The following is a 12,273-nucleotide window of genomic DNA, read 5'->3' on the forward strand; positions in this document are numbered from 1 at the left end:
ACACCTCAGAGCAAGTTCTTGATTATCTCTCCTTCTTTGATAACCATGACTACGTTTTCTTTGTTCATCAGCGATTCCACATCTTCAAGCGGATTCTTTTTCAGAACTATCATGTCTGCCAGCTTGCCCACTTCTATTGTACCAACCTGTCTGGAAAGACCAGCAGCTTCCGCCGCGATCTTTGTGGCGCAAACCAGCGCTTCTTCCGGTTTCATCCCGAGCTTCTGTACGAACAGAACGATCTCGAGCGCGTTGTCGCCATGTCTGAAAGCCTTCGTCCCGCCGAGAAAGTCCGTCCCGGTGGCGAGTTTGACACCGCGCTGGTACGCGAGTTTTATGTTTTCAACGTGAGCTTTGTAAACTTCCTCGGATTTCTTCAAGCCCCATTCGGGTATGCCTATCTCTTTCCCATAGCGCATGATGTGCTCAACGATCGAGAGCGTCGGAACAACTATGGCATCGAATTTCTTTGCCAGTTCACAGCACTCTTCGTCTATGTATATGCCGTGCGCGATGACTTTGACCCCTGCCAGCAGTGCGTTCTTGATCCCTTCGGTTCCCTGCGCGTGGGAATGAACGAACTTACCCGCGTGCCTCGCCTCCTGAACGATGGCTTCGATCTCTTCTTTCGTGAACTGCACCTGTTCCGGTCTGTCCCTCTCCGACAGGACTCCGCCCGTGGACATGATCTTTATGAAATCTGCCCCGCAGCGCAAAGCGTACCTCGCAGCTTTTCGACATTCGTCCACACCGTCGCAGATGAGCGAACCGAACGGAGTTTTGAATCTGGAACTCCTTGGATCGACGTATTCGATGGGCAGATAGTGCGCATCGCCATGACCGAAGGTCTGTGAGAGCGAATGGCCCGCAGCGACGATCCTCGGTCCAACGATCGTCTTCTCCTGAACCGCCTTTTTCAGGTTCACCGCAATGGAACCACCCGCGTCTACGATCGTTGTGAAACCTGCTCCGATGAGGGATTCCAGATCCTTCACGGCGCGTGCAACGAGCGTTTCGTAAGGAACCAGTAAATGTTCTTTGATCGTGTCACCCGAGCGCATGCCTGTCAGGTGCAGATGCGCATCGATGAGACCGGGCATGAGGAAGAAACCGTCAAGGTTGATACGGAAAAAGTCGGCGGGGATCGTGGTTGAATCTGCCTCAGACACTTTCACGATGCGGCCCTTCTCCACGAGCACGGTGGCATTCTCAAGGATGGAACCGTCGCCAACGAACAGTGTGGCGTTGAGCAACGCGAAACGTTCCACAAAAACACCTCCCTCAATTAGCAGTGCGAACTTTTTCAGATATGATAGCTCGATCTGCGTGTTTCGTCAAGGGCAAACTTACTTCAAGTTGCAGGCTATCTCCACCAGCTCGTAGCTACGACTTCCAAGGCCGATCCGTTCCGCGTAGGCGAGTTGAGTCTCCCACTGTACGTTCGGATGGGCCTTCAGGAAGGGATCTTCATTCGCGGCTTTCAAGATCAGATCCATGCACGCCTGATCGAGCGCGACGGGATCTGTGCTCACCGCGATGCCGATGTCCGGTGCGACGGCGGGCCTGTTCATGTGCCAGCAGTCGCAATCCGGTGAGACGTTCATGATGAAATTGATGAACAGAGCCCTCTTGTCTTTCAACACGGCCTTCGCGTACTCGACCATCTTCATGCTCAAAAGCTCAGTCGAATCGCTCCAAACAGGTTCCACGGCTCCGTAGTTGCACACCGCAACGCACTGGCCACAGCCGATACAGATCGTGTAATCGATCTTCGCCACTTTCACGACCTTGATGGCCCCGGTTGGACAGAACCTTTCACACGTTCGACACGAGACGCAACGCTCTTCGACAACCCTGGGTTTCGATTCGGAATGCTGCTCGAGTTTGCCCTGTCTGGATGCACAACCCATGCCGACGTTTTTGAGCGTGCCTCCAAAACCCGTCTGCTCGTGACCTTTGAAGTGAGTGACGAAGATCAGAACGTCCGCCAGCGCGATCGCAGAGGCGATCTTCGCCTCTTTGACGTATTTTCCATCTACCTTTACAGGCACGTACTCACTACCTTTCAGACCATCGGCGATGATCACCGGTGCTCCAACGACATCCATCGTGAAACCGTTGAGGTACGCGTTCAGAAGGTGGTCCACCGCGTTGCTGCGGTGACCCGTGTACAGTGTGTTGGCGTCCGTTAAAAAGACCTTCGCGCCGGAAGGCTTCAATCTATCGACCAGCACTCGAAGGTACTGCGGCCTGATGAACGCGAGATTGCCGTACTCACCGAAGTGCACTTTTATAGCAACGAATTCGTCTTTCTTCGCTAAAGAATCCACAGCGACCTTGTCGAGCAGGAGAGAGAATTTCTGTAGCAGGTTCATGTTGCTGTTGGTGGTCATGTCCGTGAAATAAACTTTCGACACGCGGTAGACCTCCTTCAATACAGTCTGTACTTTTCCACTCTGCGAGCGAAGTCAGAGGATTCTTCAATCCAGATTCTATCAAAGTCTCTCGACGTGGCACCCTCATCGATCGCCTTTCTGTAAAGATCGCTCCCGATGAGCAGATCGAAGTGATATCTCTCCGTCTCATCGTGCACGTAGCTGTCCCATTTGAAATCGTGCGGGTGGAGCTTCTTCAAGCAGGCGATGACGTCGATGGCGAGATGCAGTGGCTTTATCTTTCTTTTTTCGGTCACGAAGAACTCGAGCCCTTTACAGAGCAGGCCAGACAGTTTGAACGCGAAAGGAACGAAGTACCTCTCTCTGAACGCCACACCTTCGTGGTTGAACTTCTTCAGTTCCTCGTACAGCTTCGACGAATCGATCCACGGTGCGCCGATGAATTTGAACGGATGTGTCGTTCCGCGCCCAACAGAGACGTTCACACCTTCCAGCAAACAGAAACCAGCGTAGAGTATCGTGTGTTCGAGCGAAGGTAGATTTGGCGAAGGCGTGTTCCACAGTAAGCCCGTCTCATCGAAGTAACTCTCCGGATCGTAGTTCTCCATTCTCACGACTTCGAGATCGACGTTCATGCGAAACTCCTGATTCAAATAGTTGGCGAGTTCTCCGACCGTCAGACCGTACCTGAGCGCGAGTCCGTAACCTCCCACGAAGCTTTCGAACCCTTCTCTCATGGTTGGACCTTCGATCCTTCTGGAAAGCGGGTTCGGCCTGTCCAGGACAACGAACTTGATGTTTCGCTTACCGCACTCTTCCATGCAGTACGCCATCGTGTAAATGTAGGTGTAAAAACGAAGACCCACATCCTGAATGTCGTAGATCAGCACGTCCAGATCCGAGAGCATCTCAGAGGTTGGTCTCACCGTCCGACCGTACAGCGAATGAATCTTTACACCGTACTTCGGCTCGACATCGCCCGAAACCTTCGCTCCATCCGGTGCGGCGGTGAAGATGCCGTGTTCGGGTCCAAAGAGTTTGACGAGCTTCAGACCCTTCCCTATGAAAAGATCGACGTTCCTCTTCAGTTCACCGTCGATGCCCGTGGCGTTGGTGATCAGACCGATCCTCAAATTTCTGTAGCGCTCGGCGTGTTTTTCCAGAAACACATCCAGGCCAAGTTTGACGGTCTTCACTTTATCGCCCCCTGCGTCATACCGGCGATGAAGAACCTTGAGAAGATCAAAAACAGTATCACCGTGGGTGCTATCGACAGGGTGAGTCCTGCAAACAGCAAGGGCCACTGGATCGAATACTCACCAAAAAAGATGGACACGGCGAGCGTTATGGTCGCCTTGGAACGATCGTTTATCAGGATCAGGGGGAAGAAGAAATCGTTCCAGACGTTCACGAAGGTGACTATTGCGACTATGGAGAGCGCAGGTTTGACAAGTGGAAGGATGAGCTTGTAATAGATGTATCCAACACCTGCCCCATCCATCCTGGCCGCTTCGCACAGCTCGTTTGGAACTGCATCGATGAAGTTCTTAAGGATGAAGATCGAAAAAGGTAGATTGGTCGAAGCATATACCAGAACGAGCCCCGCCAGGGAGTTCGTCAAATTCAGATTCCGAAGCAGAACGAATATGGGGATCACTGCGAGCCTTGCAGGCAAAGCGAGCCCCAGCATGGTGTAGAGGAACATACCCCTCCTGAAAGAAAAATCGTACTTCGAGATCATGTACGCGAACATGCTCGCAAGTAGAATGACGATCAAGACCGTCACGCTCGCAACGATCAGACTGTTCCTGTAACCTGTACCTATGTTCGCAAACTTCCATGCCTTGGCGAAGTTGTCAAACCTGAAGGTCGATGGGAGAGAGAAAGGTTTCATGAAGAGTTCTCTCATGGACTTGAAGGAGTTCAGCACCATCATCGCGAACGGTACGACTATGATCAAAGCGTAGATGGTCAGAAACACATAACTGAGAAATTTTCCAGCCTTCGTGAACCTCACCATGATCTTTCTCTCCCTTCGACCAAAAAGACGTAAAGGATAGAAAGTGGCATGACGATGGCGAAGATGAAAACCGTAACGGCGGCACCGAGCCCCATGTCGACGTACGCGCTACCCAGTCCTCCGAACGCGGTGCGGTAGAAGACGGTGCCGAGCACGTCCGTCTTCCTGAAAGGACCTGCCTGAACTCCCGTCATCGCGTAGACCATGTCGAAAACGTTGAAACTACCTATGAAAAGCAAGGTCAAAAGCGTCCTGAATGTGGGTAAAACCATCGGAAAGACGATGCGCGAAGCGATCTTCCAGTTGCTCGCCCCATCGATGTACGCAGCTTCGATCAGATCCGGTGGGATGTTCAAAATCGCTGCGAGGATCACCAGAACGTAAAAGCCAAGGTGTCTCCACACGTTCACCAGGATAATGCTCGTCAGGGCGGTCGAAGGATCACCCAGCCATGGCCTTGCCAGAGCTTTCAAACCCACGAGTTTCAAAAAACTGTTCACGAGTCCTATCTGCGGATTGAGAAAAAGGCTCCACATGAACCCAACGATCACCAGCGGGATCATGTTCGGCATGTAAACCACTGTGCGGAACAGTTTCGCACCCTTCAGCTTGCTCGCCAGAAGGAAGGCTATCAGAAAGCCCAGGCCCAGCTCGAGAACGGTCGCGAGTGAAAAGAAATAGACGTTGTGGAAAAAGGCGTTGAAGACTTCTTTTGAAAAATTACCAAACAGCATCTCCCTGAAATTCTTCAACCCGACGAAGATCTTTGGTCCCACACCCTTCCACGAGTAGAAACTCAGAGCCAGACTATCCAGCAACGGATAGACTACGAACAGACTGTAGAGGATCAGCGCAGGCAGAGTGAAAAGAAGAACGTACTTTGTCCTGACCTTCATCGCACGTTCACCCCGATTTTTGAAAACCCCAGCCCGAAGGCTGGGGCACACTCCGATTCACTTTCCGAGTCTCTTCTTGAGTGGTTCGTACCACTGAGATATGGCTTCCTGAGCTCTCTTCGAGAGTTCCTCGGGCGTGATCCTACCTGCGTACATCTCCTGCATGCCCGGGCTCAACACATCGTCGTAGAGCGAAGGCTTCTGGGTGACGAACACAGAACCCACCCAGTACACGTACGGAGAGGCGTGGTTGAGGTACACGTCCACGATTTCTTCGAGCAGTGGAACTTTCGGAAGCTGGGCACCGGAGACTGCGGGGATGTTGTACGTGACGTTGGCGAAGATGGTGCCGAATTTTGGCGTCGCGCAGAATTTCAGAACTTCGATCGAATCGCTGAGGTTCTTGACGTTCGAGGTGAGCGTTATGGCTCCGTCCATGTAGACGTACGCGTACGGTTTTTGATCTTTCGAAACAGGTGGAACCATGAAATAACCCACGTTGATGTCCGGATTCAAATTCTTCCAGTTCTGATAACCCCAGATGCCGTAGAAGACCATGGCGGCCTGACCGAAAGCGAAAGCGGCGTCCATGTCCGTCGTGGAGTTCGCCAGGAAACCATCCTGATAGTAAACTTTGAGCTCGTTGAGCCTGCGGTTCAGGTCCGTGAACTTCGGATCAAGAAAGTCGGTTTCTCCATCGATCAACTTCTTGATCCACTCAGGCCCCAGCACACTCACACCGCACATGGCGTGTTGCATCGCCAAAGCCCATGCCTCTTTACCAGGTATGAAGAAAGGAGTGATACCGTTCTTCTTCAAAGTTTTGGCGATCTCAACGAGCTCGTCCCAGGTCTCAGGTTCCCTCAGTTTGAACTTGTCAAAGTAATCTTTGTTGTAGAATATGCCCACCACTTGTACCGCGAACGGCACACCGTACTTCTTACCCTGATAGGTCACGGACTTGAGGATCGTTTCTGAGAAGTTCGAAAAGTCGACGTATCCGTCAATGGGCAGATACAGTCCGTTCTCGATCATGGTCTGCGTTCAGCCGGGAAGCTTTCTCGAGTAAACGATGTCCGGACCCGTACCCGTTTGGAGCGCGACGGTTATCTTTGCATCGTATTCGGTCGGAGCGAACGCCGTGAAGTTGATCTTGATGTCCTTACCCATCTTCCTCAGTTCCTGCTCGACCTGTTTCCACACATCTGCGTCCTGACTTCTCCAGCTCCAGATGGAAACTTCTCCCGCAAGCAGTACCACACACAACGCGACCACAAACAACACCAGCAGTTTTCTCATATCCACACCCCCTGTGGTTGAGTCTGATTTATTATATCAAAAAGACAAACTGGGTAAGATGAACGTATCAAGGTGGCGAGTCTGACCAAAAACTTCATTGCTGTGCTGCTATAATTCTGTCAGGAGTGATGTTTTTGAAGCGAAAGATCGTGATACTGCTCTTCCTTTCCGCGATCACATTCGGTGCGGTGTTCCAGATACAGACTCAGCTCGAGTACGGTTTCGAGCAGATTGTTGATTCGATCAAATTTGGCCTCGTGGTGCCCTTCATGGGAACGAACTTTCGTGCGAGCGGGGGATTCGTCAGGGACAACGCGGTGGTCCCACCTTATTCAGATTTTCTTAAGAACCATTACTGGTACTGGGATGAAGGTTATTTCGAATACCGCAGTCAATGTCTTCAGATCGACGTCGGTGTGAAGCAGAACAGAGTCGGGCCAGCAAGTTTTTACAATCTGTTCCTCTCCGAAAATGGATTCTCTTATCCCACAGTCAGGGTGTCGTGGAAAGATGAAACACAGAAAATTGCGGTTGAGACTCTGTGGGCAGGTTTGAGGCCATTCGCAACCAATGACAGACCAATCAAGGGTTTGATATACAGAAGGCTCGCCATGTTACCATTCGACGGCTTGGAAGTTGGTTACGAGGAATCGGTGCTCTTCCTCAACAGGTATTTCGATCCTTATTATTATTTCGTGCCCATACCGATTCCGGCTATTCAGGAATTTTGGCATCTTTCGGCACCGTGGGGTGTAAGTTCGGACCAGCTGGACGACAATTCGATGGTTGGAGCTTACGCGGTTCTCCGTGGGAAGGAATGGCGTGCTTATGCTGAGATCCTCGTCGATGATATCAACATGAACAGGTTCATCTCGCCAGAAAGTTATCAAAATCCTGACAAAATCGCGTTTCTGGTCGGATTTTCCGGTCGAAGCGATCCTGTCAAGTTCACAGTCGAAGTGGCGGGTGCGACCGCTTTCACGTTCGAAAGGACTCATACAGATCGGCCTTACGAGTACGTCTTCTTTGAAGGATCTAACTATCCCATCGAGAAGAACATGATCGGTTACAAATACGGTGAGAACAACATCGCGTGCACGATCGATTTTGAATATTCCTTCTCGAATTGGTCTTTCAACTTGAACTGGGAATCTGTGATCTTCGGAACCAGAACGCCGAGTCGACCTTGGCACGGTAGACCGAAGCCAAACAGTACAAAGTGGTTGATCGGGCAGATCGAGTCTGTGAGCACCCTGAAAGCCGGTGCGACCTATCGATTGTCGAACCTGTTCAGCATTTTCAAGGATGTGTTTCTGAGCGGTGTAGTTGGTCTGAGAAACTCACAAGCCTTTTTCGGATTTTCGTTCAGCCTATCGGTTGAACTTTGAGGGGGTAGATCGAAATGAAGGGTTTGGTCCTGTGCGCGGGTAAAGGAACCAGGCTCAGACCTTTGACTTACACGACGGCCAAGCATTTGATACCCATAGCCAACAGGCCTGTGATACTTTACACGCTCGAGTTCATGAAGAACGCTGGTGTGACAGATGTGGCGATCGTGGTCAGTCCGGAGAACGAAGTTCTGTTCAGAGAAACTCTGCAGGATGGATCGCATTTTGGCATGCACATCGAGTACATCGTTCAACCTCAACCCAAAGGCATAGCGCACGCTGTGTACATATCGAGAGAATTCCTCGACGATGAACCTTTCCTCCTCGTGCTCGGGGACAACCTCGTTTTTGAGGACATTGCGGGCGTGGTGAAGAGTTTCGAGTCAGAGAAGGTGGACGGCTACATCCTCCTGGCCCGAGTGAAGGATCCGAGGGCTTACGGTGTGGCTGTGGTGGAGAATCAGAAGGTGGTGCACGTGGAGGAGAAACCCAAAGAACCGAAGAGCGATCTTGCGATCGTGGGGGTTTATCTGTTCAGACCGATCATCTTCCATGCGATAGAAAACATCAAACCTTCGTGGAGGGGTGAGCTTGAGATCACGGACGCGATAGGTTATTTGGTCGAAAAAGGTTACAGCGTGAAGGCACACACGATACAGGGATGGTGGAAAGACACGGGAAAGCCGGAAGACCTACTTGAAGCCAACAGGCGCATACTGGACACGATCGAGGACGGCCAATGCGCTGGAAAGATCGATGAAACTACAACGATTCAGGGTAGAGTATGTGTTGCGAAAGGTTCCATCATTGTCGGATCACTCATAAGGGGTCCCGTGGTGATAGGAGAAGACTGTAAGATCGTGAATTCCTACGTCGGTCCTTACACGTCCATCGGGAACAGGGTTGTTCTGGAAAATTGCGAGGTGGAAAACTCTATATTGATGGACGAAAGCAAGATAAGCAATCTTTCGAGCAGGATAGATTCTTCTCTGATCGGCAAAGGTGTAAGGATAAGCCAGAATGGAAGGTTACCCAAAGCGATGAAATTCGTCGTTGGAGATCTCAGTTCCTTAGAATTGTGAAAAACCCCCAGCGGGGCTGGGGGTCATCTGTACTTTACCCACTTCATAACGAGCGGCACCGAAACGAAGATGGACGAATATGTTCCAACCAGCACACCCACACTCAGACCGAACGCGAAAGGCTTGATCGTGTTGCCTGCAAACAGCAGAAGCACAAAAACGACGATGAAGGTTGTTAAAGACGTGTTTATCGTCCTCGTCAGAACCTGGTTGATACTGTCGTTGATCAGCGCTGGTATATCTTTACCTTTGAACTTCTTCATGTTCTCCCTGACTCTATCGTAAATGACGATGGTGTTGTTCAACGAATATCCTATGAGTGTGAGCAATGCTGCGACCGCTGGCACGTTGATCTCGTAGTTGAACATGGAGAAGAATCCCAGAGTAACTATCACGTCATGCACGAGTGCCGCTACGGCGCCCACACCGAAGATGAAGTTGAAGCGCAGAGTTATGTACGCCAGAATGGCAGCCAGGCTAATCAGTATGGCCCTCCAGGTCAACCTTCTTATTTCTTCCGCAGCGGTGCCACCAGTCTCGTTGAAGGATACCACTTCCGCCTTGAACCCCTTTTGTGCGAGTTTGCTTTCCAGTTGCTCAATGATTTTCGTCTTCTCTTCGACTTCGAATGTTTTCGACACCGTCACAGAGAACTTCACAACGTTGGCTGGATCGCCCACCGATCTGACCCTCGTGACACGCGCGGCACTGAAATCGGGAGAGATCTCGACCAGGGCCTGCCTCAGATCTTGTTCAACCATGTTCCCTTCCGCACGAACGAGTATCTCGCTACCACCGACGAACTCAACGCCGAGGTTGAAACCTTTAGTGAAGATGAAAACCAGAGAGAGCACAACGAAAAAGGCTGCGACGCTCAACCAAACGAGCCTCTTGTTCACAACGTCGATCTTTTTCACGGCTCAACTCCCCTTTCTGCAGCCTTCGGCACACGTATCAAGTTGTGGAAAGCGTCGGTGAGCAGCCTCGAAAGTACCATGTTCACGAAGAAGCTACCAGCCACACCTATGATCAGAGTTATCGCAAAACCTTTCACCGTACCGGTACCGAAGTAGTAGAGCACCAGGCCGGCGATGATCGTGGTCAGGTTCGCATCGAACAGGGTGATGAAGCTTCTATCGAAGCCAGCAGTGATCGCGGCTTTGATGGACTTACCAGCCCTGAGCTCTTCCTTTATGCGCTCGGCTATGATTATGTTTCCATCCACCGTGGTGCCTATGGTGAAGAAGATGCCCGCGATGCCAGGCAGAGTCAGGATCGAACGCGTCGCAGCCATGACTCCGAGCAGCAGGATCGTGTTGTAGATGAGTGCGATGTCAGCCACGACACCCTGTATGCCGTAGAAGACGATCATGTAGATCATGACTAAGATCAAACCGATGAGTCCTGCGACCAGAGAGCTCTTGATGATGTCAGATCCCAGCAACGGTGCCACCCAGCCAGTTGAAACTTTCTCCAACCTGGCAGGCAGGGCACCACTTCTCAAAATCGCGGCGAGCTGCTTTGCTTCCTCGAGCGAGAAGTTACCCGTGATCTCCGCTTTGCCATCGGGGATGACAGAAACCACATAGCCTGCGAACTGTACAACATCGTCCAGAACGATCGCGAGCCTCTTTTCCTTCGCCGCAGCGGTGCCTATCGCAGTCTCCGGTACGACGAGTTGCTGGGTGATCCGCTTGAACACCTCGGCATCTTTGCTCGCCAGTTCGAAGGTGACTTTGTAGCCGAAACGTCCTACGCGCGTTTCTGGAACGGGACTGGCCGTGATTATACGCGGTGAAACGAGCTTGAGATCCTTGACGAGCATGATCTCTTCTCTGACCAGATACCACACCTTACCGTCACGTGAAGGAAGCCATCTCGCTTTCTTTATCTTCGCAAGGTCCATCAGCCTGGGATCTGTGGAAGGATCCGACGCACTCTCATCGAGTACCTGTCCGAAGAACATCACGCCGATGGATCCGAGCAACTTCTCTGCGCTCGTTGTGTCGGCCACATCCGGTATTTCAACAACGATGAAAGACTGGTTCTCCCTGAAACTCTTTCTCAACGTTGCTTCCGTGTAACCCGCCGCGTCGAGCCTGTTCCTCAGAACTGTCCAGACATCGTCCACCACCTGACTCGGATTCTCAACACCGGGTTCGACGTCGACCCTGTACTCGAGCCTCGCGCCACCCCTGATGTCCAGACCCAACCTCACGCGCTGGAAAAATTTTGCCAATCCTTTGTAAGTCTGGTTTGGCGTTGGCCAGAGCAGGGCCAGCAGCGCCAGGAAGAACACGGCGAGCACGACGATCAATCTCACGCGTTCCGCTTTCATGTCTGAAGCCCCCTCTTCAATCCTGCTTTTCTTCCTCTTTCTCTTCTTCTTTCTCCTTGAAAACGGAAGCTATCGCCCGTTTGGTTATCTCAAGCTCTGTGGTCATGGCCGTTTTGATCTTCACTGTATCTTTTTTGATATCGATGACCTTGCCAACGATACCACCGATGGTGACGACTGTGTCACCACGCTTGAGCTGTGAGATCATCTGCTGAAACTGCTTCTCTCTCCTTCTCTGAGGGAGTATGATGAGAAAGTAGAACATGGCGAAGAGCATCACCAGAAGGAAGATGAAGCTCCAGCCAGAGCCGGTTGTTGTAGTAGCACTCGGCGCGGTTGCACCTGGTGCAGCACTGTAGAGTATGTTCATCCACACTACCTCCTTTCGGTTTCACCTAATTTTACCAGAAGTCTTTTAACCTCAGGTAGCAACAACACGTTCAACAGCAATCCCACCAGGAAGATCAAAATTTCTCGAAACTCCCGGCTGTTCAAAACGGTGTACTGAACGAACCGCGAAACCCACCAGGACAGAGTGAAGGCGAAAAAAACGGATTTTCTGATTCCCGTACGGTGAAAAAAGAGCGAAAGAAAAAGAGCGAAAATCGTGAGTTCGAGTGTGTGTATCAGCATCAAAAAGGAATCGAACGGTCTGAGCGCCATGTAATCGAGCGCTGGTAACAAAAGCGCAACCACGAAAGCCGTTGAAAAACCGTGGCAAAGGCTGCTCAAACCCACGGTGAAGTAGGTTGGAATCATCAAAACTTGATACCTGTGGGCACCGAGCCACGTGAAATAGCTGAGGGCCACCCCAAGCGAAAGCCACAGGCAGATCGCGACGATCTTCTTCAAGC

Annotated in this window: 13 protein-coding genes; 2 read left to right on the forward strand and 11 right to left on the reverse strand. The window is 51.3% G+C overall.

The features are described 5' to 3' along the window. Positions 1–5: 5 nt before the first annotated feature. The 7 genes from TSP01S_RS08855 to TSP01S_RS10350 all read right to left on the reverse strand — a co-directional run bounded on the left by TSP01S_RS08855 (position 6) and on the right by TSP01S_RS10350 (position 6,611). The gene (locus tag TSP01S_RS08855) at positions 6–1,268 is read right to left on the reverse strand and encodes a metal-dependent hydrolase family protein (RefSeq protein WP_041077851.1); all 1,263 of its coding nucleotides are present in this window, start codon (positions 1,266–1,268) and stop codon (positions 6–8) included. Positions 1,269–1,346: 78 nt separating this feature from the next. Continuing rightward, positions 1,347–2,417 (reverse strand): DUF362 domain-containing protein, encoded by a 1,071-nt coding sequence (locus TSP01S_RS08860; RefSeq protein WP_231848559.1) that lies wholly within the window; start codon positions 2,415–2,417, stop codon positions 1,347–1,349. 14 nt (positions 2,418–2,431) lie between these two features. Then, on the reverse strand, positions 2,432–3,592 hold the full coding sequence (locus TSP01S_RS08865; protein WP_041077853.1) for an exo-beta-N-acetylmuramidase NamZ family protein: 1,161 nt from the start codon (positions 3,590–3,592) through the stop codon (positions 2,432–2,434). Next, positions 3,589–4,416, reverse strand: coding sequence for a carbohydrate ABC transporter permease (locus TSP01S_RS08870; protein ID WP_041077854.1), 828 nt, complete (start codon positions 4,414–4,416; stop codon positions 3,589–3,591). The genes TSP01S_RS08865 and TSP01S_RS08870 overlap by 4 nt, the downstream gene beginning before the upstream one ends. After that, positions 4,410–5,312: a carbohydrate ABC transporter permease gene (locus TSP01S_RS08875; protein ID WP_041077856.1), complete on the reverse strand. Its 903-nt coding sequence runs from the start codon at positions 5,310–5,312 to the stop codon at positions 4,410–4,412. Before TSP01S_RS08875 ends, TSP01S_RS08870 begins: the two co-directional genes overlap by 7 nt. A gap of 57 nt (positions 5,313–5,369) precedes the next feature. After that, complete coding sequence (locus tag TSP01S_RS08880; protein ID WP_197538898.1) at positions 5,370–6,347, reverse strand: ABC transporter substrate-binding protein; 978 nt, start codon at positions 6,345–6,347, stop codon at positions 5,370–5,372. Positions 6,348–6,356: 9 nt separating this feature from the next. Further along, the gene (locus TSP01S_RS10350; RefSeq protein ID WP_197538899.1) at positions 6,357–6,611 is read right to left on the reverse strand and encodes a hypothetical protein; all 255 of its coding nucleotides are present in this window, start codon (positions 6,609–6,611) and stop codon (positions 6,357–6,359) included. Between the two features lie 134 nt (positions 6,612–6,745). Between TSP01S_RS10350 and TSP01S_RS08885 the strand changes: the two genes are divergently transcribed. Together TSP01S_RS08885 and TSP01S_RS08890 are read left to right on the forward strand one after the other, a co-directional pair. Then, positions 6,746–7,999 carry a hypothetical protein gene (locus TSP01S_RS08885; protein ID WP_052463580.1) on the forward strand — a complete coding sequence of 418 codons (1,254 nt, stop codon included), beginning with the start codon at positions 6,746–6,748 and terminating at the stop codon, positions 7,997–7,999. A 14-nt stretch (positions 8,000–8,013) separates the two neighbouring features. Continuing rightward, positions 8,014–9,081, forward strand: a complete 1,068-nt coding sequence (locus tag TSP01S_RS08890; protein WP_041077858.1) for a glucose-1-phosphate thymidylyltransferase — start codon at positions 8,014–8,016, stop codon at positions 9,079–9,081. Positions 9,082–9,104: 23 nt separating this feature from the next. Here TSP01S_RS08890 and secF read toward each other — a convergent pair whose 3' ends face one another. Genes secF through TSP01S_RS08910 form a run of 4 tightly spaced genes read right to left on the reverse strand, consistent with a single transcriptional unit; the run spans position 9,105 to position 12,271 of the window. Beyond that, entirely contained in the window at positions 9,105–9,998 is an 894-nt protein-coding gene (gene secF / locus TSP01S_RS08895) for a protein translocase subunit SecF (RefSeq protein ID WP_041077860.1), read from the reverse strand. Beyond that, complete coding sequence (gene secD, locus TSP01S_RS08900; protein WP_041077862.1) at positions 9,995–11,419, reverse strand: protein translocase subunit SecD; 1,425 nt, start codon at positions 11,417–11,419, stop codon at positions 9,995–9,997. The genes secF and secD overlap by 4 nt, the downstream gene beginning before the upstream one ends. A 16-nt stretch (positions 11,420–11,435) precedes the next feature. Then, positions 11,436–11,789: a preprotein translocase subunit YajC gene (yajC, locus tag TSP01S_RS08905; RefSeq protein ID WP_041077864.1), complete on the reverse strand. Its 354-nt coding sequence runs from the start codon at positions 11,787–11,789 to the stop codon at positions 11,436–11,438. Between the two features lie 5 nt (positions 11,790–11,794). Beyond that, positions 11,795–12,271, reverse strand: coding sequence for a hypothetical protein (locus tag TSP01S_RS08910; protein ID WP_144380657.1), 477 nt, complete (start codon positions 12,269–12,271; stop codon positions 11,795–11,797). Positions 12,272–12,273: the final 2 nt, after the last annotated feature.

The sequence above is a fragment of the Thermotoga caldifontis AZM44c09 genome (genome assembly GCF_000828655.1).
In the GTDB taxonomy this organism is placed as follows: domain Bacteria; phylum Thermotogota; class Thermotogae; order Thermotogales; family DSM-5069; genus Pseudothermotoga_A; species Pseudothermotoga_A caldifontis.